The organism is Kitasatospora purpeofusca (assembly GCF_036010405.1).
Lineage (GTDB): Bacteria > Actinomycetota > Actinomycetes > Streptomycetales > Streptomycetaceae > Kitasatospora > Kitasatospora purpeofusca.
The window spans coordinates 655614-676678 of sequence record NZ_CP108561.1; the positions used below are offsets into that span (position 1 = coordinate 655614).

The 21065-nt window shown below is 74.4% G+C and carries 22 protein-coding genes; 8 read left to right on the forward strand and 14 right to left on the reverse strand.

All coding sequences use genetic code 11. The features are described from left to right. Window positions 1-107: 107 nt before the first annotated feature. The 5 genes from OG715_RS02995 to OG715_RS03015 form a co-directional block, all read right to left on the reverse strand. A complete protein-coding gene (locus tag OG715_RS02995) occupies window positions 108-1286 on the reverse strand; it encodes a copper resistance D family protein (RefSeq protein ID WP_327063915.1) in 1179 nt (392 codons plus the stop codon). A gap of 160 nt (window positions 1287-1446) precedes the next feature. Continuing rightward, entirely contained in the window at window positions 1447-1962 is a 516-nt protein-coding gene (locus OG715_RS03000) for a MarR family winged helix-turn-helix transcriptional regulator (RefSeq protein WP_327063916.1), read from the reverse strand. A gap of 196 nt (window positions 1963-2158) precedes the next feature. Continuing rightward, a complete protein-coding gene (locus tag OG715_RS03005; RefSeq protein ID WP_327063917.1) occupies window positions 2159-3100 on the reverse strand; it encodes a M48 family metalloprotease in 942 nt (313 codons plus the stop codon). Further along, window positions 3097-3543: a BlaI/MecI/CopY family transcriptional regulator gene (locus OG715_RS03010; protein ID WP_327063918.1), complete on the reverse strand. Its 447-nt coding sequence runs from the start codon at window positions 3541-3543 to the stop codon at window positions 3097-3099. The genes OG715_RS03005 and OG715_RS03010 overlap by 4 nt, the downstream gene beginning before the upstream one ends. Window positions 3544-3798: 255 nt before the next feature. Then, window positions 3799-5043, reverse strand: a complete 1245-nt coding sequence (locus OG715_RS03015) for a hypothetical protein (protein WP_327063919.1) — start codon at window positions 5041-5043, stop codon at window positions 3799-3801. A 327-nt stretch (window positions 5044-5370) separates the two neighbouring features. On the opposite strand from OG715_RS03015, the gene OG715_RS03020 reads away from it, so the two are divergent. The 3 genes from OG715_RS03020 to OG715_RS03030 all read left to right on the forward strand — a co-directional run bounded on the left by OG715_RS03020 (window position 5371) and on the right by OG715_RS03030 (window position 7765). Continuing rightward, window positions 5371-6024: a GOLPH3/VPS74 family protein gene (locus tag OG715_RS03020; protein WP_327063920.1), complete on the forward strand. Its 654-nt coding sequence runs from the start codon at window positions 5371-5373 to the stop codon at window positions 6022-6024. 85 nt (window positions 6025-6109) lie between these two features. Beyond that, window positions 6110-6811 carry a CPCC family cysteine-rich protein gene (locus OG715_RS03025; RefSeq protein ID WP_327063921.1) on the forward strand — a complete coding sequence of 234 codons (702 nt, stop codon included), beginning with the start codon at window positions 6110-6112 and terminating at the stop codon, window positions 6809-6811. Window positions 6812-7084: 273 nt separating this feature from the next. After that, a complete protein-coding gene (locus OG715_RS03030; RefSeq protein ID WP_327063922.1) occupies window positions 7085-7765 on the forward strand; it encodes a hypothetical protein in 681 nt (226 codons plus the stop codon). A 52-nt stretch (window positions 7766-7817) separates the two neighbouring features. Here the strand turns inward: OG715_RS03030 and OG715_RS03035 are convergent, their stop codons facing one another. Then, window positions 7818-8231 (reverse strand): (R)-mandelonitrile lyase, encoded by a 414-nt coding sequence (locus OG715_RS03035; RefSeq protein WP_327063923.1) that lies wholly within the window; start codon window positions 8229-8231, stop codon window positions 7818-7820. A 255-nt stretch (window positions 8232-8486) separates the two neighbouring features. Here OG715_RS03035 and OG715_RS03040 point away from each other — a divergent pair, with 255 nt between their 5' ends. Then, on the forward strand, window positions 8487-9425 hold the full coding sequence (locus tag OG715_RS03040) for a helix-turn-helix domain-containing protein (RefSeq protein ID WP_327063924.1): 939 nt from the start codon (window positions 8487-8489) through the stop codon (window positions 9423-9425). An 83-nt stretch (window positions 9426-9508) separates the two neighbouring features. On the opposite strand, the gene OG715_RS03045 is transcribed toward OG715_RS03040, so the two are convergent. Together OG715_RS03045 and OG715_RS03050 are read right to left on the reverse strand one after the other, a co-directional pair. Next, window positions 9509-10183: a DUF4360 domain-containing protein gene (locus OG715_RS03045; protein WP_327063925.1), complete on the reverse strand. Its 675-nt coding sequence runs from the start codon at window positions 10181-10183 to the stop codon at window positions 9509-9511. Window positions 10184-10448: 265 nt separating this feature from the next. Beyond that, on the reverse strand, window positions 10449-10922 hold the full coding sequence (locus OG715_RS03050) for a GreA/GreB family elongation factor (protein ID WP_327063926.1): 474 nt from the start codon (window positions 10920-10922) through the stop codon (window positions 10449-10451). A gap of 200 nt (window positions 10923-11122) precedes the next feature. Between OG715_RS03050 and OG715_RS03055 the strand changes: the two genes are divergently transcribed. After that, window positions 11123-11818 carry an RDD family protein gene (locus OG715_RS03055; protein WP_327063927.1) on the forward strand — a complete coding sequence of 232 codons (696 nt, stop codon included), beginning with the start codon at window positions 11123-11125 and terminating at the stop codon, window positions 11816-11818. Window positions 11819-12089: 271 nt separating this feature from the next. Next, window positions 12090-14213 carry a HelD family protein gene (locus OG715_RS03060; protein WP_327063928.1) on the forward strand — a complete coding sequence of 708 codons (2124 nt, stop codon included), beginning with the start codon at window positions 12090-12092 and terminating at the stop codon, window positions 14211-14213. Between the two features lie 54 nt (window positions 14214-14267). Here OG715_RS03060 and OG715_RS03065 read toward each other — a convergent pair whose 3' ends face one another. The 5 genes from OG715_RS03065 to OG715_RS03085 form a co-directional block, all read right to left on the reverse strand. Beyond that, entirely contained in the window at window positions 14268-15842 is a 1575-nt protein-coding gene (locus tag OG715_RS03065) for a multicopper oxidase family protein (protein WP_327063929.1), read from the reverse strand. A gap of 111 nt (window positions 15843-15953) precedes the next feature. Further along, entirely contained in the window at window positions 15954-16415 is a 462-nt protein-coding gene (locus OG715_RS03070; RefSeq protein ID WP_327063930.1) for a hypothetical protein, read from the reverse strand. 63 nt (window positions 16416-16478) lie between these two features. Beyond that, window positions 16479-16844 (reverse strand): DUF5990 family protein, encoded by a 366-nt coding sequence (locus OG715_RS03075; protein ID WP_327063931.1) that lies wholly within the window; start codon window positions 16842-16844, stop codon window positions 16479-16481. A 78-nt stretch (window positions 16845-16922) separates the two neighbouring features. Further along, window positions 16923-17822 (reverse strand): hypothetical protein, encoded by a 900-nt coding sequence (locus OG715_RS03080; protein WP_327063932.1) that lies wholly within the window; start codon window positions 17820-17822, stop codon window positions 16923-16925. A gap of 282 nt (window positions 17823-18104) precedes the next feature. After that, window positions 18105-18836 carry a sulfite exporter TauE/SafE family protein gene (locus OG715_RS03085; protein ID WP_327063933.1) on the reverse strand — a complete coding sequence of 244 codons (732 nt, stop codon included), beginning with the start codon at window positions 18834-18836 and terminating at the stop codon, window positions 18105-18107. A 153-nt stretch (window positions 18837-18989) separates the two neighbouring features. Between OG715_RS03085 and OG715_RS03090 the strand changes: the two genes are divergently transcribed. Together OG715_RS03090 and wrbA are read left to right on the forward strand one after the other, a co-directional pair. After that, window positions 18990-19286 carry a hypothetical protein gene (locus OG715_RS03090; protein ID WP_327063934.1) on the forward strand — a complete coding sequence of 99 codons (297 nt, stop codon included), beginning with the start codon at window positions 18990-18992 and terminating at the stop codon, window positions 19284-19286. Between the two features lie 147 nt (window positions 19287-19433). Next, window positions 19434-20102: an NAD(P)H:quinone oxidoreductase gene (gene wrbA, locus OG715_RS03095; protein ID WP_327063935.1), complete on the forward strand. Its 669-nt coding sequence runs from the start codon at window positions 19434-19436 to the stop codon at window positions 20100-20102. A 67-nt stretch (window positions 20103-20169) separates the two neighbouring features. Here wrbA and OG715_RS03100 read toward each other — a convergent pair whose 3' ends face one another. Then, window positions 20170-20940, reverse strand: a complete 771-nt coding sequence (locus tag OG715_RS03100) for a TIGR04222 domain-containing membrane protein (RefSeq protein WP_327063936.1) — start codon at window positions 20938-20940, stop codon at window positions 20170-20172. Between the last annotated feature and the right edge of the window lie 125 nt (window positions 20941-21065).

Below are 21065 nucleotides of genomic sequence, written 5' to 3' on the forward strand. Positions count from 1 at the left end.
CCTCCGTGAGGTGGCCGGGCCGGGGGTCACCGGTCCTGCCGAACGGCTCCGCCGAGCAACCCCGCCGGCAGCGGGGCGGCGGCGGACCGCCGAACGCGGTCGGGCCGTCAGACCGCCGGGGCGGGGAGCGGACGGCGGGCGAGGAGGTCGGAGACCTTGGCCGTCGCGTAGAGGGAGACCGCGAGGGCGACCACCAGCGCGGCACCTGCGGCGAGGATGCTGCCGGAGAAGACCGCCTTGGGGCTGCCGGCCTCGGTGCGGGCCGAGCCGGCGAGGAAGGGCAGGACCAGCAGGACGGCGACACCCAGCGCGACCTCGCCCCACACGACCTTGGGAAAGTGGCCGAGGGTCAGGTCGCGCAGCGTCGCGGTGTTGTCGGCGAGGCGGGCCCGGGTGATCCGGGGCATCAGCCAGAACTGGTTGAAGGCACCGGCGGTCACCAGCCCGGCCACGAGCAGGACCTTGACCAGCAGCGCGATGCCGTACCCGGTGGTCCACAGCTGCGGGACACTGCCGACGTGCTTCCAGCTCAGCCACAGGCCGGAGACGGTGATCGCGCCGACGCAGACCATCGCGACGAGGCCGAAGCGCTGCCACAGCTGGGCCCAGAGCAGCCCGGCGCCGTCGCCGAGGCGGCCGCGGGTGCCGGCCAGGGCGACCAGCAGCGCCAGTCCGCCGAGCCAGACCGTGCCGGACACGATGTGGACCTGGTCGAGGACGAGGTCGAGCCAGCGGTCGAAGGTGGTCGGGGCAGTCGCGGGGACGGCGCCGACCAGGGTCACGGCCAGCGCCGCGGGCAGCGCGGCGAGGACGACGCGGTCGGTGTGCCGGCGGACGGCCGGGACGAACAGGGCGATCATCACGGCCGCGGTGGCGACGAGGACGATGTTCTGCACGAGGTAGACGGTGCCCTGGGCGATCCAGGCGCCCTTCGCGGCGGGGAGGCGGAGGAAGTGCCAGATCCGGTCGGGGGCCAGGGCGTCGCCGAAGGGCATCCCCTTGCCGGAGCGGGCGACGCGGGCGGCGAGCTGGAAGTAGCCGGCGATCAGCAGCACCACGCCCGCCCGGGCGACGTAGGCCGCCGATCTCGATCTCAGTACCGAGGCGTCGGGTCCGGCTCCGTTGCGCTCGGCGTTCCTGAGCGCGGGGCGCACCGCGGCGGCGTAACCGACGGTGGCGCCGATGGCACCGCTGAGGCCGAGGAAGTAACCGGCCTTGGTGAGGATCCGCCAGGTCTGGGGCATGGTGTATCCGGCCGTGTCCGCGGCCAGCATCAGGCTATTCATGAGGGAAGGCTAACCTTAGAAAGGTTAGCCTTCCCTCACTTTTTACGGACTGATTGTTCTACTGGAATCAAGCTGCAATGCCCCGCGAAGACCCCTGGAACCGGTCGGACGCGAACCGGCCGCCATGGCCTTGACCAGGGCATTCGGACATCCGGAACGTTCAGGCGGAACGGGGGCCGGCGATCAGCGTTCGGCTTTCGTCGGCCGGGGTCTCGCCCAGTCCGCCGGCCCCTCGGGCGGCGGCCGCGCAGACTCGCCGGAGCAGCGAGTTGAGCTCGACGCGCTGGCCCCGCGTCAGTGCGGCCAGCAGGCCGTCCTGCGCGGCGGAGGCGTCGGAGTGGAGCAGGTCCAGCGCGGTGCGGCCCGGGTCGGTGATCGCCAGCAGTTCCTGGCGCCCCCCGATGTGGACCACCGTCGACTGCAGCAGGTGCCGGGAGAGCAGGTCGTCGAGCACCCGGTCGGCGTCCGTCCCGGGCAGCGCGAGCCGTTCCACGAGATCCCGTCGACCGTGCGGTCCCAGGGTGGCCAGGGTCGACAGCAGCGCCTGGTGGGCCGGGGTCAGTCCGCGGTGCTCCAGCCGTTCCGCGAGCAGGCGGTCGACGGCACGGCCGGCCTCGGAGAGGAGGTAGACGGTCTGCTCGAACGGACTCGAGGATCCCTTCCGTCCGTCGTACAAACCGTGTCCCTGTCGTCGAGAGCGTGCGACGCCCCGCGGGCGGGGCGGTAAGCCGAGGCTCACCATATCCGCGCTTCCGACTATTGGTCTACATCGATGTCGTCACACGCCTCGCCGCCCGAGCTGCGGCACCGTCCGACCTACGACACTGCCCGAGCTGCGTCGCCCCCGGGTCTGCATCGCCACCCGACCCGCGTCACCGACCGGTGAGTGCCTCCGCCGCGTACTCGACGTACTCGTGCAGGCCGTACGCCAGGCCGAGCGCCAGCACGGTCGAGGCCACCACCGCGGCGACGAGTCCGGCGACGGCGAGCCGGGAGCCCCGTCCCTCCGGTCCGGCGGGCGCCGGTGCCAGCAGGGCCTGGACCCGCAGGGGCACCGGTCCCGTGCTCACGGACAGCGGCCGGGCGCCGTGTCCGCCGGGCCCGGCCGCGCCGGCCAGGGCCGCACGCGCGATCGCGGTCGCGGCGAGCCTCCGGTCGGACACCGAGCGGGCGGCCGCTTCGTCGGCCCACCGCTCCAGATGGAACTCCAGGCCGGTCCGCAGCCGGGCGAGGGCCGGATGGACGGCGGCGGCGAGGTCGGCGGCGGCCGAGAACAGGTGGTGGCGCCCGCGCAGGTGGGCCCGCTCGTGCGCGAGCAGGACGGCGCACTCCGACGCCCCCAGGGATTCGAGCATGCCCTCCGTCACGACCACCCGGCCCGCCCGCCCCCGGTGGCGCGGCAGGGCGAAGGCCTCCGCCTCGGCCCCCGGCACGATGAGCACATCGCCCTCCGCCGTCGCCCCGCCGGTCAGCTGCCACGCCCGCGACAGCACGGCGCGGTGGCGGCGCACGGCCCGGACCAGCCGGACGGCCTGCACGACGAGCAGGGCCCCGGCGACACCCGCGACCGGCAGCACCGCCGGCCAGTGCGTGGTCACCCCGGTGAGCGGCAGCTGTTCGAGGCCCGCCAGGAACGGCACATGGAGGAGGGCGACCAGCACCGCGACGGTGCCGCCCGCCAGCAGGACCGCAGCGCCCGCGAGCGCCACGGAGGCTTCGCGCGGCGCGAGCAGCCGCGCGAGCCGCGACGCCGCAGGTACCGCACCCCAGGGCAGGAGGACGGCCAGCGCGACGACCACCAGGACCGGTGTCATCCCTCGTCCGCCCGCACCGGTTCCTCCGCGGAGAGCTGTTCGCCCGCCGGATCCTCCGCCGCCGAGAGCTGTTCGCCCTCCGCGGCGAGCAGGAGGCTTCGCAGCACGTCCTCGTCGTCCGCGGACAACGAGGAAACGAACCGCTTCAGGACGAGATCCCGCTGCGGTTCCTTCTCCAGCTCCCGACGCATCCGGCCCGCCGCCAGCCCGGCGGCGTCCGCCACCGGCGCGTAGGCGAAGGAACGCCCCGGCCGCGTCCGGTCCAGTGTCCCCTTCTCGTGCAGGCGGGCGAGGATCGTCGCCACCGTCGTCCGGGCGAGGTCCTGCGGCAACGCGCCCTTGACCTCCTGGGCGGTCATCGGCTCGGCCGACGCCCACAGCACCGCCAGGACGTCCGCGACCAGCTCCCCGTGCGGACGCCTCGCCTCCTGCCTGCCCCTCACCATCTCGCTCCCTGTTCCCGCCCTGTCCCGATGCGCTCGACCGGCACACCCCGTGCCGACACGGCTGGCGACCGGAGCCCCGGACCGGCGCGGTGAAGAAAGAGCGCGGCCGACGCAGGTGAGGTGTGCCTCGGTCGACTCTACGCGGACCGTCAGCGCACGCCGCAAGGCAGTCGGCCCCGGCGGGCGACCGGCCGGACTCGCCGGACCCGGGCGGCCCGGGCGCCGACCGGGCGGTTCAGCGGACCGGGCGGTTCAGGCGCGGGCCGCGCCCGGGCGATGCTCCTCGCAGAACCACCCCCCGGGGTAGAGCCGGGCGCCCTGGCCGCAGGCAGGGCCGTGTCCCGCCGAACAGACCCCGCGCCGGACCGGGCCGATCTCCGGGCGCGGGATCCGCGCGGGGGCCGCTGTCGGCTCGGGGAACCAGATCGCCTCTCCGCTGTCGCGGGCGGGCAGACCCGCGAACCGCCGCTGCCGCCGCTCGGCCCGGTCCACCCACTCCCCCCGGTCCGCCCGGTCCGCCCGGTCGACGACGCAACGGCTGCCCCGGCTGCGGTGGTGGCGCGGAGCGGACGCGGTGGAGCGGTGCGGCGCCGGCGCGCGGCCGGCGGTGCCGGCGTCCGCCTCGTCGGCGGGCGCGAGTGTGCCACCGCTGTCGAGAAAGGCCTCGCGGTCCTCGGCCGAGGACCAGAAGCGGTGCACGGCACGGCCCGCCCTCACCGTGAGCGGGACGCAGTTCCCGGCGGCGATGTCGCGGACGAGGTCGTCGAACTGCCGGGGCCGGGGGCCCCACCGCGCGTGGCGGCGCCCGCAGCTGCCCTGCCTGCGGGTGGGGCACGGCGTCGGCATCCGGTCGCAGAGTTCCAGGGTGAGGGCCCGGACGCCGCCGCGGACCAGCAGGTCGCGCTCCGCGCGCACGGCGGCCGCGGGCAGGTCGTCCGTCCTCGTCCAGGGGACCGCGTCGATCAGCGGCGACCTCGGGTCGACCGTGTGCCAGACCGCCGTGATGCCGTCGGCCCGGGCGGCGGCGGCACGGTTGCGGGCCGTCGCGGCGGAAAGGTACGACACCTGTGGTTCGAACCCGTACCGTTGCCCGCCCGCTCCGGTGACGAGCACATCGGTGCGCCGCCTGCCGTTCGCGTCGACCACCCCCACCTCGGCGGTGTGACCGGCGCTCTCGGCCGCCCGGACGTACCGCTCCCGGTAGGCGTCGGACACGTCGCTCGCACCGGACGGGCGGCGGTGCGGATTGTGGTGCGCGGCAATGCGCAGGCCCTGCCGCTCGAAGACGTACATCCAGACCCGGGCACCCCGGGCGGCCCGGCACTCCGGGCAGTGGAGTCCGCGCTGGTCGACCGGCCTGCGGTCGCCGATCAGCCGCTCCCACAGGCCGGGGTGGGCAGGGTGCCCGAGGTCGTCGCGGTCCAGATCCAGGGGAGCATCGACGAGAGCGCAGAAGACGGGTTTGCGTTTGGAGGTTTCGCCGTCGAAATCATCCATGGCATCTCTTTCTCTGCCTTCGGCCACCGGGGTAGGCTCGGGTGAAAAGGGTCCGCAGCTGCCATTCCAACGCGCGAACTCCCTTGGGACTCCCGGATTCCGATCCCCCACCGAAAGTTGTCCTGATTCGCTCGGGGATTCGCCGGTGATTCGCCGGTGATTCGGCTGCCCGCCCCCGGGAATGCGGTAATTCCCCCGCAGTTGCCCGATATTCACCGCGCCGGAATCGGCCATCCGCAGCCGGCCTCCGGGTAGTCCTGACGGTGGACGACGGCTCCGACCGCGGGGTGACGGGCCATGGCGGTCACCGGCCGTATGGTCGAAGGCATGAGCCGAGCCCTGCATCTCTCCGGCTACCTGCTGGCCTTCGACACCCGGTCCCAGTCCTTGCAGGACCGCACCCGCGCCGGTTTCCTGGTCCGTGCCGCCGCCCTCGCCGAACTCGCCCACCGGGGCGCCGTCGCCGAGGACGGGGCGGGGCACGTCCGGGTCGTCTCCGCCGAACCCACCGGGGACGGCGTCCTCGATGCCCTGCTCGCGGAGGCGGGCGGCGCGTCACGCAGTTGGAAGTCCTGGATCCGGCGCGACCGCGAGGACACCCTGGAGGCCGTCGAGCAGCGGCTCGCGGTGCTCGGCGTGCTGACCGTCGCGGACCGCGACCCCCACGGCCGGGTCGTGCCGAGGCGGCCGGTCGCGATGGACGACCCGCGCGAGGCCCTCGACCTCCAGGTGCGGGTGGCGGAGCTGGTCCGCGGCAGCACCCCGCCCGCCGAGGCACCGTTCGCGGACGCGGTGCTCGCGGCCCTGGCCGCCCACGGACACCTGCGCCTGGTCCTCTCCCGCCACGACCGGAAGGCCCACGCCGACCGCGTCACCGCCCTCACCGACCGCCTCGCCACCGACGCACCGGGCCTGGCCCGGGCGGTGTCCGGGCTGAACCTGACCATGATCGCCGCCCAGGGCGGCATGGGCGGCGGCTGACCGGACCACCGACCCGCCGCGCGGCCCGGCGCCGTCGCGGCGAAACCTGCTCGCCCTCGGGGACCCTCGGGACCAGACTGTCCCGGTGGACACCCGTCGCCCTTGCCCCTGCTGCGGCCGCCTCGTCCTCGACGCCGGGGAGGGCTGGCCCGGCTCCTCCGTCGTCTGCCCGGTCTGCTCCTGGGAGGACGACGCGGTGCAGCTCCGATGGCCGTTCGCCCGGGGCGCCAACAGCGTTCCGCTCGTCGAGGCGCAGCGCAACGTCCGGGCGTACGGCGCCTGCGACCAGCGCGGGCGGTTCTACGCCCGTCCGCCGTCGGCGGACGAGCCCCTCGAACCCGACTGGCGTCCGATCGACCCCGCGACGGACGTCTTCGAGGAGGGCCGGGACGACGGCTCCGCCCGCCCGTGGCCCGAGGACCGGTCCGTCCTGTGCTGGTGGCTCCCCACCTTCTGGGGTGCCCCCGAGGACCCGGACCCCGACCCTGACCGGCGGGTGGTGATCGACGTCGGCGCCGTCCTCGACGACCGGGACCTGCACGCCGCCTTGCAGCGGGGGCTCGGTCTCCCCTCGTTCTACGGCAGGAACTGGGACGCCTTCCGGGACGCCGTCACCGGTCTGGTCGTCCTCCCCGCCGAGCTCCGGTTCACCGGCTGGCCCGCCCTGGAGCGCCGTGCCCCGCGCTCGGCGGCCCGACTGCGCGAGCAGTTGGCGCGGTACCAGGAGGTCTTCGGGCGCTGCGTCGTCCACTACGACGGCGGACCCGACGCACCGGCGCCGAACTGACCGGCTCCAGGGTGACCCGGGGCCAGCCGGGGCCACCAGGGCCGCCGAGGCCCGGTCCGCAGGTCCGCGTCAATGTTTTCGAGGGGTCCGAGGCCGGGCGACCTTGACTCCGTCAGCAGAAAGCCGCAGGTCAGAGCCATGATGCGGGGATCCTCCACCGGGCCGTGGGCGGCGTGGCGTGCGTCTCATCACAGGCCCGACCAAGTTCGTTTCCGTCTCAATGTGGTGGGATGTGCGCACACAAGGTGATGACCGTTGGACAGGGGGTGTTCCATGCGGAACGGACTGTTCGGGCTCGGGCCCGACGCGGGGGCTGCGGATCTGGTGGCCGTGGGGCTGGTCCGACTGGCCGTTGAGGAGCGGTTGGGGCTCGCGGAGGGCGCACCGCCGTGGCTGGGGCAGATGCGGGCCGCCTCGTTCGCGGACGCCTGGCTGGCCTTCGCCGACCCGGCCGCGCCGGGGCTGCGGGTGCCCGCCGAGACGGTGCTGCGCGCGGTGGTGCTGCGGGCGGCCGAGCTGGTGCTCCGGCGCGAGGACGGGGACGGTCCGGCGGCGCTGGAACGGCTGGGGCGGGAGTCGGCCGGCGCCCGGGAGTGGGCGGGGCTCACCGAGGTGTCGCACCCGGCCGAGCCGGACGCGCTCGTCCTGGTCTGGTACGGGGTGAAGATGGCGATGGCCGGTGCCGATCCGGTCGCGGCGGCCGAACGGGAGACGCTCGGCGCCTGCATCCTCGAACGCGCCCGGGCCTATGTCCGCGAGCACCGGCGGCGCCAGGACATGCTCGCGCTCGTCCTGGCCTGCGCCCGCTCGGCGGCCGCGACGCTGGCGGAGCTCAGCGACGGCGACCGGGACCGGGCGCTGGCCGTTCTCGACGAGCACGCCGCCCGGCACATGGCGCCCACCGCCCCGGTGCCGCTGTGGGTCCCGGGCCGGCCGGGCCAGCTCGCGGGCTGAGCGGGGCACCACTCGCGGAGCTCGGGCGCGCACGGTTCGGGCGGCGCGGAGCTCAGGCAGGCGTGCCGAGGGCGAAGGTGTACTGCTCCTCGGTGACCGGCTCCAGCCAGGTCGTCTCCGGACTGCCGTCCTCGGTGCCCTCCCACGTCGCCAGGTGTTCCATGGAGCCGTCCGGCGCCGCGCCGTGCCAGTGCTCCTCCCCCGGCGGGCAGACCACCAGTTCGCCCGGCCGGGCCGCGAAGAGCACGCCGTCGCGGGTGCCGATCAGGGCGGTCCCGGAGACCACGTGCAGGCTCTGGCCCAGCGCGTGGGAGTGCCAGTGGGTGCGTGCCCCGGGCGCGAAGCGGACCAGGTTGGCGCGCTTCCGGGACGGCGCCCCGCCGGGGTGGACGACGTCCCACCACACCTCGCCGGTGAACCACTCGGCCGGGGCCCTGCCGGTGGCCGGGGGCTGCGCGAACTCCATGATCATGTTCTCCAGAAGGGGCGTGCCGAAGGAACTCCGCCGTTCGCACCGCCGTCGTCCACACCCGCCGCCGGTCGCGCCATGACGCTCGCACGCCGCACGGCCGCCGAAAAGGGGACACTTCCGTCACGCGCGGATTTCTCCGGGGGAGAAAACTCTCCCTCCCAGCGGACTTGCCGCAGGCACCGGTGCGCGGGCACGCTTCTCGCTGCCGATCCCGCCCCACCAACGGCCACCGCTGCCACACTGGGGGCCATGAGCACCTCAGGCGGCCGCCCGAAGGAACTCGGGGCGTTCCTCCGCACCCGCCGGGCCGAGCTGACCCCCCAGCAGGTCGGGCTGCCGTCCGACGGCGCGCCGAGGCGGGTCGCGGGGCTGCGGCGCGCGGAGGTCGCGCGGCTGGCCTCGATCAGCACCGACTACTACACCCGCATCGAGCAGGGCCGGATGCCCGCCTCCACCCCCGTGCTGGAGGCCCTCGCCCGGGCCCTGCGCCTCTCCTCCGACCAGCGGGCCTACCTGCTCGGCCTGGCCGGACGGCCGCCGGCCGAACCCCCGGCGCGCGCCACGGCGGAGGTCACCGAGCACAACCGCCGGCTGCTCGCCCAGCTCGCCACCGGACCGGCCCTCGTCCTCACCCGCACCATGGACGTGCTCGCCTGGAACCCGGCGGCCGCCGCCCTGCTCACCGACTTCGGCCGCCACCCCGTCCGGGACCGCAACTACGTGTGGCTGCTCTTCAACGACCCCGTGCTGCGGTCCCGTTACCGCGACTGGGCGGACGGCGCCCGTGCCTGCGTGGCCCATCTGCGGATGCACACGGCCCGTCGCCCGGACGACCCGCGACTGCACCGCCTGCTCGGGCGGATGGCCGACCACGTCGACTTCCAGCGCTGGTGGCAGGCCCGGGAGGTCGCCGTCCACGCCTCCGGGAACAAGCGGTTCCGGCACCCTCTGGTCGGTGACCTCGCCCTGGACTGGGACACCCTGACCAGTGCCACGGCGCCGGACCAGCACATCGTGGTCTGGACCGCCGAGCCCGGCAGTGCCTCCGAACACCGGTTGCACACGCTCGCCGCGCGCACTGCCGCCGCTCCCCCGGGACCGGCCGCCGACCAAGTCACCGACCCGGTCGCCGATTCGAGTACCGACCCGACCGCCGGCACCCCCCACGGCGCACCCGGGCCGGCCTGAGCCGCACCGCCCGCCGGCCCGGGCAGCAGTACGGCCGCCGCCCCGGCCGGAGTGCCCGGCCGGGGCGGCGGCGACTGCCCGGGTCAGCCCTGGGGGCAGCGCTTCCACGCGAAGTGGTAGACGGTGTTGATGCTGCCGTCGGTGGAGTCCATCGTCATGAAGCTGGTGGTCTTGGTCGGGTCCGAGCTGCCGGCGGCCGCCCGCAGCTCGGTGTTGATGTTGAAGTTGCGCAGTTCGCCGCACGGCGCCCAGACCAGGGCCTCGACCGCGACGGTGTCGGTCGCCTGCCAGCTGTCGTCGAGCGCGCCGGTGAAGCTGTGGCTGGAGTAGGTGGTCTGCGGCGAGCCCTGGAAGTAGTAGTTGGCGCGCTGGACGGCGGTCGCCCCCTTCTCCAGGTGGGCGAAGCCCCGGTAGTCGGCGGCGGCGACGGCGTAGGTGAAGCCCTGCGGAACGTGCACGTTCAGGTTGAGCTGACAGTTCTTGCGGAAGTCCGTCGGCTTGGAGCCGAGGCCGACCTGGGCCACGTAGTTGCTGTAGGTGACGGTGAACGCGGTGTTGTCCGGGGACACGGCGACCGCGGCCGTCCCGGCCGGGCAGCCGGAACCGTTCACGGTGGCGACGGAGATGACGATCTTGTCCGGCGGCGGGGTGTCCCACCCGGTGGCGAAGGCGGTGCCGGCGGTACCGACCGAACCGACGAGGGCCGTGCCGAGCAGCGCTGCGGCGGCGGTGCCGGCGGACAGGGTGCGAAGGGACATGGGCGATTCCTCCCTCTCGCCCGTCGGCTCCTGGCCGCGCACCCCCTCGTGCGGGACCACCGACGAGCTTGACGCGTCCATGTCAGCATGCACTCCCGGCCCCGTACAGCGGCGCGGCGGGGCGCACACCGGGGCGCCCTGGCGGGCCCCCCCGGCCCGGCGCGCGCCATGCGCCCCGGAGCGCACGCCGACCGCGCGCCCGCCGGGCCCTCCGCACACCCGCACGGACACCCGCCGGACCGACTCCTCGCGGGAGGAGCCGTCGTCACGCTCCGGCGTCGCCGCCGATCGACAGCACCTCAGCGCTGGTCCGACCGCCGGGAGCGTCGTACTCGACGGTCTCGCCGACCCTGCGGCCGAGCAGGACCTGACCGAGCGGACTGTCGTCGGTCACCAGCTCCGGGTCCAGCTCCTCGGCCAGTTCGCCGATCCGGACGGTCAACTCGGCGGCGTCCTGGAAGCGCAGGGTCACCGTGCTGCCGACGCCGACCGTCTCGGTGCTCGGCGCGCCCGCGACCGCCGCCTCGCGCAGTCGGCCCTCGATCACGGTGATCCTGTCGTCCAACCGGTCGAGGACGTCGGCCCGTTGCAGTTCGTCGGCCTGGTCGGCCCGGTCGCCGACCTCCTCACCGCCCCGCAGCGTGGCGGCGACGGCCTCGCGTTCCGTGCGCAAGTCGGCCAGGTCCCGCTCCAGCACGGCACGGCCGGCGTCGCTGATGGGTTCGGGTGCACCGGTCATTCCGGCCTCCCTGGTCGAGCCGCCCGATCGGGCGGCGCAGGCTGATTCCGGCAATCCGAACATAACAGGACTCCTCGGTGCTCGGCTCGGCGACAAGGTCGCCCCTGATCGGTAACGACTTGCCCGTCCGTCTTCCCGCACCCGTCCGATGATCGGTAGAACAGCCGTACCACCACTTCCGAGGCAGGGAACCAGCCAGGATGAGCACCAACGGCCCCACCGGGTACGGCCAGAACGAGAACCCGTACGACGGGTCCAACCCCTACGGACAGCAGAACCCCTACGGACAGCAGCCCCCGGCCGGCCAGCAGCCGCCCTACGGCCAGCAGGCCCCGTACGACCAGCAGGCGTACAAGCAGGAGGCCCCGTACGGCCAGCCCGGCTACGGCGTTCCCCCGCAGCAGCCCTACGGCCAGCAGCCGCAGGCCGGCCTGCCGCACTGGCTCGGCCAGCCCGGCGGGTACGGCGGCGCCCCGGTGCCGGGGACGCGCCAGCTCGCGCCGATCGGGGAGCGCCTGGTCGCCCGGCTGATCGACGTCGCCGTGCTCATCGTCCCGACCGTGCTGGTCTTCGTGGTCCTCGGCGCCTCGATCCTCTACTACGTCGTGGCGGGCCTGCTCTCCTTCGGCTACGAGGCCGCGATGCTGCTCACCCAGGGCGGCCAGACGGTCGGCAAGAAGGTGATGAAGCTGCGGGTCGTGGACCTCGGGCACGGCGGGAAGCCGGCCGAGAACTCGCTGCTGATCCGCGCGGCCGTGTACACCCTGCCCAACGCGGTCTACTGCATCGGCTCCCTCTTCGCGCTCGTCAACGTCCTGTTCCCGCTGTGGGACAAGCCGCTCCAGCAGGCCCTGCACGACAAGGCGGCGAAGACCGTGGTGGTCAAGGAGTCCTGAGCCCGGCCTCCCGCGAACGCCCCCGGCCGGACGTCGGGACGGACGCCGGTCCGGTCCTCGGCCGGTGGCCCGCCCGACGTCCGGTCCCGGTTGCGATGCCGGACCCGGCACCGGCACCGGCACGTTCCGAGGAGCCTCCGAAGAGGTGACACGGCGTCGGACCGCCGGGCCCGGAGACGGCCCGTGGACACAATTCGAGCCGGAACGTCAACATTTACATTCCCCGCGCGTCCTCGCATAGTGACAGGCCGAACCCGAGAGGAGCGCTGCCTTGCCGCAGGTCGAGGACAACGTGGTACACCAAGTGGAGCTGGAGCGGGCGGAGGTGGCCGCCGTCGTCGCGCTGTTCGACGAACGCCTCGCCGACACCCGGGCCCGGCTCGTCGGGACACTCGCCGCGAAGGCGGACGGCACCACCGGGGCGTACGAGAGGGACCTGGCCGCCGAACAGCTCGCCCGGGAGGTGCGGCGTCTCGAAGGGGCCGAGGGCGGCCTGGTGTTCGGCCGGATCGACCTGGTGGACGGCACGGCGCTGCGGATCGGCCGGCTGAGCCTCCAGCGCGACGAGGACGAGCTGCCCGCCCTGGTCGACTGGCGGGCCGACGCCGCCCGCGCGTTCTACGAGGCGACATCCGTGCACCCGATGGGCCTGCGACGACGACGCCACCTGCGGCTGACGGAGCGCACGGTGGTCGGGGTGAGCGACGAACTGCTCGACGGCTCCGAGCCCACCGCGGAGGACGTGGTCGGCGACGGCCCGCTCGCGGCCGCGCTGGAGGCCCGCCGCACCGGCCGGATGGGCACCGCGGTGGCCACCCTCCAGACCGAGCAGGACGCGATCGTCCGCTCCCAGCACCGCGGTGTCACCGTGGTCCAGGGCGGTCCCGGCACCGGAAAGACGGTGGTCGCGCTGCACCGCGCCGCCTACGTGCTCTACGCCTTCCCGAAGGCCGCCGAGCGGGGCGTGCTGGTGCTGGGTCCCAACGCCCGCTTCCTGGAGTACATCTCGCAGGTGCTGCCCTCGCTCGGCGAGAGCGAGGTCGTCCTCGCGACCTGCGCCGAACTGGCCGCACCGGGCTGGGGGAACGGGACGGGATCGCGGGCTCCGGCGGCTCCCGGTGCCGCCGTCGAGCGGCCGGAGGCGGCCAGACTCAAGGGCGACGGCGCGCTGGTCGGGGCGCTGGCGGCGACGGTGCGCGAACGGCAGGCACCCGGCGGGGAGTTCGCCGTGCGGGTCGGGCAGGACGACGTCCGTCTGGGCGAGGCGGAGGTCGCCCGGACCCGTGACGCCGCACTGCTGGGCGGTCTCCCGCACCACCGGGCCCGCGGACTGTTCAAGGAGATGCTGGTCGACGCGGTGACCAGGGACCTCGCCCGAGGGGCCGCCGAGACGCTGGAGCGGATCGACGCCGAGGTGGCCGAGCTGACCGGCCTCGACCTCGACCGGGCCACGGCGGCGGACCTGCGCAACCTGGGCATCGAGGCCGATCCGGTGGCCGGCGGGGCGGAGTTCGACGCGGACGCGATGCGGGCCGCCCTGCTCGACGACGACCTGGTCGAGCGCAAGGTCGAGGAGCTGTGGCCGCACCTGACGCCCGACGCGGTGGTGGACGCCCTGCTCGGGGACCTCGGGACACTGGCCGCGCGCCTGCCGGGGTTCACCGCCGAGGAGCACCGCGTCCTGCTGCGGACCCCGGGTTCGCCGTGGACCGACGCGGACCTGCCGCTGCTGGACGAGGCGGCCGCCCTGCTGGACGGCCCGCCGGCCCGGACCTTCGGCCATGTGGTGGTGGACGAGGCGCAGGAGTTCACCGCGCTCCAGTGGCGGACGGTCCTGCGCCGGTGCCCGGCCCGGTCGATGACCCTGGTCGGCGACTTCGCCCAGGCCGGCCCGGCCACCACCGCGCGCGGCTGGCACGAGGCGCTGGATCCGCACCTCGGGGGCCGCTTCGACCTGCGCACACTGACCGTCAGCTACCGGACCACCGAGGAGATCCTCGCCACCACCCGCGAGCTGCTGGCCCGGATCGCGCCGGACCAGGCCCCGATCGGCTCGATCCGGCACGGCGAGGAGCCCCGCAGCCGCGACGCCTCGCCCGCCGGGCTGACGGACACCCTGCTCGCCGAACTGCGCGAGCAGTCGGCCGCCCACCCCGGCGAACTCATCGGCGTGGTCTGCCCGGACGGCTCGGTGGACGTGCTGGCGGCGGCGGGCGCGGACCGGCTCGCCCGGCTGGTCCCGGCCTCCGAGGCGCGGGGCCTGGAGTTCGACACGGCCGTCGTGCTCGACCCCGACGCGATCGCCTCGGCCCGGCCCGGCGGCGACCGCGACCTGTATGTCGCGCTCACCCGGGCCACCAAGCGCCTGTGCACGATCGTGGTGCGGGAGGACTGACCCGGAGGGGGCGGCGGGCCGGCGGCCCGCCGCCCCCGGGGTCCCCGTCCCCGGTCAGGCGCGGTAGGCGAGCAGCGCCATCATCCCGGCCTCGCCGTGGTAGGCGTTGTGACAGTGCGTCATCCACTGCCCCGGGTTGTCCGCCTCGAAGTCGCAGACCACCGTCCGCCCGGGAAGCACGATCACGGTGTCCTTGCGCGGGCCGTCGCCACCCACCTGGAAGGTGTGGCCGTGCAGGTGCATCGGATGCCACATGTCGGTCCGGTTCACGAACTCCAGCCGCACCCGCTCACCGCTGCCGACGGGGAAGGGGCGCGCGGCCGGGTCCGCCATGTCGAAGCGGCGCCCGTTCAGCGCCCAGTCGTACTCGGCCATGCCGCCCGTCAGTTCGATCCGATGGGTGCGGTCGGGCGTCCGCTTCGGCAGCCCGACCTCCTCCGCCGCCCGCAGATCGGTGGCGGCGAGGATCCGGCCGTCCAGCTCGGCGGGGCGGAACGCGGGGGCGGGCGCCTCGCCCGCGCCCGTGCTGACCAGGGCGCGTCCGGCGGCGTCCTTGCCCTCGGCGAGCGCGGTCAGCGGGAAGACGCCGTCCTGGAGGGTGACCAGGACGTCGTAGCGCTCGCCCATCCCGACCAGCAGGGCGTCCACCTCCTCGTGGCGCACCGGGTAGCCGTCGGTGTGGGTCACGGTCAGCCGGTGGCCGCCCAGCGCGAGGCGGTAGGCGGTGTCGGCGCCCGCGTTGACGATCCGCAGCCGCACCCGCCGGCCCGGCGCCGACCGGTACACCTCGGGGTCGGCGGCGATCCGGCCGTTCACCAGGTGGTGCGGGTGACGGACGTCCCCGGCGTCGCCGCCGAGCAGCGCACTGGTGGCACCCATGAGCATGAACGGCCCGGCACCGGCGGCCTTGCCGTTGCCGCTGGTGCTGTTCCCGCTGCCGCTGCCGGGCATGTTGTGGCCGCCCATGTCGTGGCCGCCGGAGCCACCGCCGCCGCCCATCCCCTTGCGGAGTTCGGCGAAGGCCTGGTCGGGCGTGCCGGTGACGCCGTCCAGCCAGTCGTCCAGCACGACCACCCACTCCTCGTCGTAGCCGAGCGGCTCCCTCGGGTCCTCGACGATCAGCGGCGCGTACAGGCCCCGGTCGAGCTGGACGCCGACGTGCGGATGGAACCAGTAGGTGCCCGGCCGGTCAGTGACGAAGCGGTAGGTGAAGCTGCCGCCCGGCGGGACCGGACGCATGGTGACCGGGGGCACACCGTCCATGTCGTTGCGCAGCGCCAGACCGTGCCAGTGGAGCGAGGTCGGGTCGGGCAGGTGGTTGTTGAGCGTGGCGACCAGGGTGTCCCCGGCCGTGGTGCGGACCGGGGTGCCCGGCAGGGAGCCGAAGGTCCAGGTCCGGGCGGTGGCCCCGCCGCCCAGGTCGACGGTGTCGGCCGTCGCGGTGACGGTCACGGGGCGTTCCCGGCCGGTGCCGCCGCGGGCGGCCTCCGCCCGGGCGACGGGGCTGCCGGAGGGGTCGACGAGCGGCGGCGGCGCGGGACTGTCCGAACAGGCGGCGAGCAGGCCGGCGCCGGCGGCGCCGAGGCCCGCGAGCAGGAGGGAACGACGGTTGACGGTGAACTCGGGCATCGAGGTCTCTCGGGTGTGTGCGCGTGGTGGCACGGTGGTCGCCCGTGCCGGTGGACGGGTCCGCCCGGCGGCGAGGGGCCGGAGTTCCGGCTCCCGGCCGCCGAGGGGCGCCTATTTGCGCGCGACGGAGAGGACGTCGAGGTCGGGGGGCGGTGCGCCCGGCCAGGGCAGGCCGGGGTGGGCGAGCGCCGGGCGGGGCGCCGGGTCGGGGTGACCGGGTGCGGCGAGGGTGGCGGCGGGCGGGGCGGCGAGGGCCGCTCCGCGCGCGGGCACTGTCGAGGAGCAGACCCGGTGTTCGGCGCAGGCCCGGACGGGGTCGGTGACGACGGGCGCAGCGGTGGCCCCTGCAGACGTGGCGTGTGCCGCCACGCCGTGCGCCATGACGGCAGGAGCGTGCGAAGCCGGCATCGTGCCCGCCGGCAGGGTGTGGTGGCCGATCAGCCCGAGGGCCGTCAGCAGGAGCACCAGGACGGCCGCCCCCGTCCACCGCTGGTGGGTCCGGTACGAACGCCCGGCCGCCCCGGTACGGGCGGCGGGCCCGTGGGGGGAGGTTTCGGCGTCCGGGCGGCACATGGCGGTCACCATACCCCACCCCGGTATATGCGCGCCGTAAGACCTACGGACCCGCCACGACGGTCAGGCCCGCCCCGCGCCGGCTCCGGTCGCGCTCTCCGCCGACCAGGTCACCAGGGGCGGACGGACCGCCGCGCGCAGCGGCAGCCCCTTGACGTCCGTCAGCCCGAGCCGGGCGACCAGCCGCCCGGCGGCCACCGCCTCGGCGAGGACCTGCCCGTCCACCCCGTCGAACATGAGCTTCGCCCGCCGGAACATGGTGAACTGCCCGTCCGGGTCGACGTTCCCCCACACCAGGTAGACGAAGCGCTGCCCGGGCCGCCCCTGCACATAGGGGCCCTTGACGTCGATGCCCTCCGCCAGCGGACTCGCCGTGCACTCCAGCGTCCACACGGCCGAGGCCGCGTCACCGGGGTGGAGGTCCAGCAACTCACCGGGTGGAGGCGGGGCCCGTGATGCGCGCGGGCCCCACCCCTTCGTGCAGGTTGCGTCGACGTGGCCTGTCCTCTAGACCACGGGGTCTGTCCAGCGGGCAAGGCTTCCGGCCAGCCGGTCGAGGTCCTCGGCCGCCTCGGTCCACCGCTGCGGGGGACGGTAGGGATGCTCCGAGGGACCAAGGAGCATGTCGTGGACGAGTTCAGTGCGAGCCTGAGCCGGGAGGAGGGTGAGCCCGAAGATCTTGAAGGAAGTGGGAATCGGCGCGCGCAGGTAACGGTCGAGGTCCCGGCTCTGCTGACGCATCCGGTCGAGGTCCGACTCAGCCCCCGCAGCCAGGGCTCGGCAGTCGTCGGCAAGTTGCTCGGCGAGCTTCGCCGTGGCGGTGCAGATCTTGTGAGCGCGAGCCTTCGCTCTGATGGCGAACGCGACGGTGGCAGTAGATAGGGTGACGATGAGCCCGAGCCGGGTCGCCGGGGGGACAGCCGGCTGCGCGCGGAGCATCCACAGGAAGCCGGCAACGAACAGGCTCATGCAGATCACGTGGGAGCCGGTGGAGCGAAGGACGCGCGAGCGCAGCGAAGCGCGCCAGTCCTTCCACGGTTCCATGTGGGGTGCGCTCAACCACAGGACCAGTGCGATCCCCATCACAGCACCTCCACCGGCCCCTTCATCGTTCGGCTGCCTCCTCGCTACGACCTCGTAGACCAGCACTGCACCGAAGAGCCCCCAGATGAACGGGGGGAGCCAGCCAAGGGTCCAGTTGATTGGGCGGCGCGCCCGACGTGGGAGCAGTTCGAGGACGAACATCACGACGACGGGCCACAGAACGCCAGCAACCCAGATCCGTGGCGAGGCGCCGTACGTCGTCAGTCCCAGGAGAGCCGTCCAGAGGCCCAGGCTGAGGGCGGCGGCCGTTCCCCGGCGGCGGTTGAGCGTCCAGGTGCTTCTCGGGAACGTGAACTGCGCCATGTTTCTCCTCCTAGCCGTCACCGGACGCTGGAGCTGTCGGCGCGCCTGCGGCCTCCTGCGGTGACGTGGCCACCGTAGAGGCAGGGTCGGACACCGCACTGGGGGACAGAGTTGCCGACGCGCAGTCCTGCCCCAGGCAGTGGGGTGAGACTGAGGCCACTCGCCACGATCCGTGACTCGGACTCCCTGAGCCGTGGTCTCGCCGCCGCAGCGACAGCTGACGATCTTTACATGGTTGGACGGGAAACGAAATCGACCAAGGGATTATGAGTCCCCTGAGGGTCAGAGCCCCCAGAGACCCTTGGCGAGGGCGACCAGGCCGCCGGCCAGGGCGAGGGTCAGGACCACGAGGCGGGCAGGGCGTTCGGTCACGCGGTCGGAGAGTGAGCGGCCGACGACGGCGCCCAGGGCGATGCCGGCGGCGGTCGTGGACCAGGCGGGGGCGGCCAGGTGGGGCACGCCCTTGGCGGCGATCGAGAAGACGTTCACGACCACTCCGTACAGTTGCGCGTTGGGCACGAACTCGCGGGCGGTCCAGCCGGTGTTGACCGCGTAGAGCGACACGGCCGGGCCGCCGACGCCGGCGGCGGAGTTCATGAACCCGCTCGCCGCGCCGGCCGCCACCGCGCCTCGGAGGCCGCGCAGCGAGGAGGCCCGGACTCCGCGGATGACCAGCAGGGCCGCCGCAGTGACCAGCAGTCCGATGCCGATCAGCAGGGTCGGCGGCGGTATCCGGTCCGCGACCCAGGCTCCCATCGGGACGGTGCAGCCGGCCGCCGCCATCAGGGGCAGCATCCGGCCGAGCCGGACCTGCCGCCAACTGCCGGCCAGGCCGACGGCGCTGATGGCGCAGGCCGCGCAGTTGGAGAGCGTCACCCCGTCGCCCGGCCCCAGCAGCAGGACCAGTGCCGGTCCGCAGACGAGCGCGAAGCCCATGCCCGCCAGTCGCTGTACGGACGACCCCACCAGCACCAACAGCCCCAGCAGCACCGCGGCAACCCAGCCGTCAGCCACGTCTCCCCCTTCACCCGTGTGCAGCCACCCAACCGTATGCCCGGCCGGGCACCGTGCACCGGGTCCGGTGTTGGACCCCCACGAACTACTACAGGTCTGTAGAGTCATTCCGACGACCCGCGCCGCAGCCGGCAGCAGCCAGCAGGGGGAGACATGGCAGACCGTCCGCACCACGACACTCGCACCCGCCCCACCGTCCGCCCCATCACCGGCCCGGCCGGCGGAGCCGGGTGGCAGCCGCCGGAGCACGAGGTCGAGCCGGAGTACCAGCCGGTGCAGATCAACCGGGCGGACGGCAGTTGGACGGTCGGCCGGATCAACGGCTGGTGGCGGCCGTCGGTCGGCGAGCGGGCCTGGTGCCGGGTCCGGGCGATGGGCCGGGGCGAGGCTCCGACCTGGGTGCCGTTCGACCCCGAGCGCCTGCTGCTGCTCCCGGCCTGCGGGACCTGAACCGGCGACCGGCCGGCAATCCGCTCGGACCTGCGGGCCGGACGGCGATCGACAAAAACGACCCCCCTGCTCCCACCCCGGTGATCTTGCTCTGCCCATAACATGATCCGCACAACCGATCATCAATTGACAGGCGAGGACAGGGACATGACCGTAAAGGTCGCAGTCATCCACTACAGCGCCACCGGTACCGTGCACGCGCTCGCGCAGGCGGTCGTCGAAGGAGCGGCCTCGACCGGGGCCGAGGTCCGGCTGCGGCGGGTCGCCGAACTGGCGCCCGACAAGGCCATCGACAGCAATCCGCTCTGGCGGCAGCACGCCGACGCCACCGCGGCCCTGGAAGAGGCCACCCTGGACGACCTGGAGTGGGCCGACGCCTACGCGTTCGGCACACCCTCGCGCTTCGGCGCGCCGGCGGCGCAGCTCAAGCAGTTCATCGACCAGGCCAGCGGGCTCTGGCAGGCGGGGCAGCTGGCCGACAAGCCGGTGACGGTCTTCACCGCCGCGTACAACCGGCACGGCGGCGCCGAGGCCACCATCCTGTCGCTGTCCAACGTCTTCTACCACTGGGGCGCACTGATCGTCCCGCCCGGCTACACCGACCCGCTCGTGTTCGCGGCCGGCGGCAACCCGTACGGCACCGCCGCGACCGGCGACGCCGAGGGCGGCCCCGAAGCCTCCATCCTGGCCGCAGCCCGCTACCAGGGCGAGCGCCTGGCCCGCACCACGCTCCGCCTCCAGGCGGGCACCCAGGCCCTCGCCTCCGTCGACGCCCCCGACGACGCCGACAGCAAACTCCCCACCCACAGCGGCTGACCGGCCCACGGAGACCTCCGGGACGTACGGGGCCGCCGCCGGGCGGCGGCCCCACCGGGTCCGGATCTCAGGACGGGTCGCGGCGCGGACGCGGTGGGCGGGAGCGGGCCCCGTGGAACGCGCTGGTGAGGTGGTGCCGCCCGAGGGCGGGGACGCCGTCGACGGCGACGGCGGCCCAGATGATGCGGCCGGCCGGGGCGAGCGCGTCCGGGGAGAGCCGCCAACCCGGTGGGAGGGGCGCGCCGGTACGGAGGGCGGCGAGCAGGGGCTCGACCCGGGCGGCCGGGCGCCAGTAGGGGCCCGGCGGGTCAGGGGGCGTGCCGAAGCGGCTCAGGACGAAGGCCACCAGAAGAGGTACGAGGGCGGCGAGCAGGAAGGCCGGGCCGGGGTCCGCTCCGGCGGCCGCGGCGACCCGGACGGTACCGACCGCGAGAAGGACCAGCAGCGGGACGACCAGCCAGGTCCGCAGCAGCAGTGGACGTCCCCGCTCGGGGCCGGTGGTGCCACCGACGATCAGACCCCGGTCGCGCAGGCCGTCCTCCAGCCGGCAGGCCGGCGCGCTGGTGCCGAAGGCCGCGCGCGGGGCGCCGAGCCACCCGGTGCCCGACGGGCCCAGCGCGGCGAGCAGCACGGCCTCCACCTCGTCGCGGGGGCGGGGACGGACGACCCGGACCGTCCCGTGCCGGTCGATCTCCACCCTGGCGTCCAGGAGCATCCGGGCCAGCGCCGTCTCGGCGACCCGCCAGGCCCCGCCGGCCAGCAGGGCGAACTCGTGGAGCGTCAGTTCCTCGAGTTCCCCCGCCCGCCGGCCCGCCGGCCGGTCCCCCGGTCCGCGCACGGCCACCACCCCCGCCCCGTCCGTCCGCCGGCGCACCTGTCGGCACCGAACGCCCGAAAGAGTATCGGGCCCGGTTCCGCATCGGCGGGCGGCCGCAGGGGTACACGGACCGTTCGGGGGTGGAG

Excerpts from the sequence above, each read along its gene's own strand:
- OG715_RS03065 (WP_327063929.1), bottom strand. The coding sequence starts at position 15,842 with ATGCCCGAGTTCACCGTCAACCGTCGTTCCCTCCTGCTCGCGGGCCTC.
- OG715_RS03090 (WP_327063934.1), top strand. The coding sequence starts at position 18,990 with ATGGCAGACCGTCCGCACCACGACACTCGCACCCGCCCCACCGTCCGC.
- OG715_RS03055 (WP_327063927.1), top strand. The coding sequence starts at position 11,123 with ATGAGCACCAACGGCCCCACCGGGTACGGCCAGAACGAGAACCCGTAC.
- OG715_RS03035 (WP_327063923.1), bottom strand. The coding sequence starts at position 8,231 with ATGGAGTTCGCGCAGCCCCCGGCCACCGGCAGGGCCCCGGCCGAGTGG.
- OG715_RS03050 (WP_327063926.1), bottom strand. The coding sequence starts at position 10,922 with ATGACCGGTGCACCCGAACCCATCAGCGACGCCGGCCGTGCCGTGCTG.
- OG715_RS03020 (WP_327063920.1), top strand. The coding sequence starts at position 5,371 with ATGAGCCGAGCCCTGCATCTCTCCGGCTACCTGCTGGCCTTCGACACC.
- OG715_RS03005 (WP_327063917.1), bottom strand. The coding sequence starts at position 3,100 with ATGACACCGGTCCTGGTGGTCGTCGCGCTGGCCGTCCTCCTGCCCTGG.
- OG715_RS03070 (WP_327063930.1), bottom strand. The coding sequence starts at position 16,415 with ATGTGCCGCCCGGACGCCGAAACCTCCCCCCACGGGCCCGCCGCCCGT.
- OG715_RS03080 (WP_327063932.1), bottom strand. The coding sequence starts at position 17,822 with ATGGCGCAGTTCACGTTCCCGAGAAGCACCTGGACGCTCAACCGCCGC.
- OG715_RS03015 (WP_327063919.1), bottom strand. The coding sequence starts at position 5,043 with ATGGATGATTTCGACGGCGAAACCTCCAAACGCAAACCCGTCTTCTGC.
- OG715_RS03030 (WP_327063922.1), top strand. The coding sequence starts at position 7,085 with ATGCGGAACGGACTGTTCGGGCTCGGGCCCGACGCGGGGGCTGCGGAT.
- OG715_RS03040 (WP_327063924.1), top strand. The coding sequence starts at position 8,487 with ATGAGCACCTCAGGCGGCCGCCCGAAGGAACTCGGGGCGTTCCTCCGC.
- wrbA (WP_327063935.1), top strand. The coding sequence starts at position 19,434 with ATGACCGTAAAGGTCGCAGTCATCCACTACAGCGCCACCGGTACCGTG.
- OG715_RS03045 (WP_327063925.1), bottom strand. The coding sequence starts at position 10,183 with ATGTCCCTTCGCACCCTGTCCGCCGGCACCGCCGCCGCAGCGCTGCTC.
- OG715_RS02995 (WP_327063915.1), bottom strand. The coding sequence starts at position 1,286 with ATGAATAGCCTGATGCTGGCCGCGGACACGGCCGGATACACCATGCCC.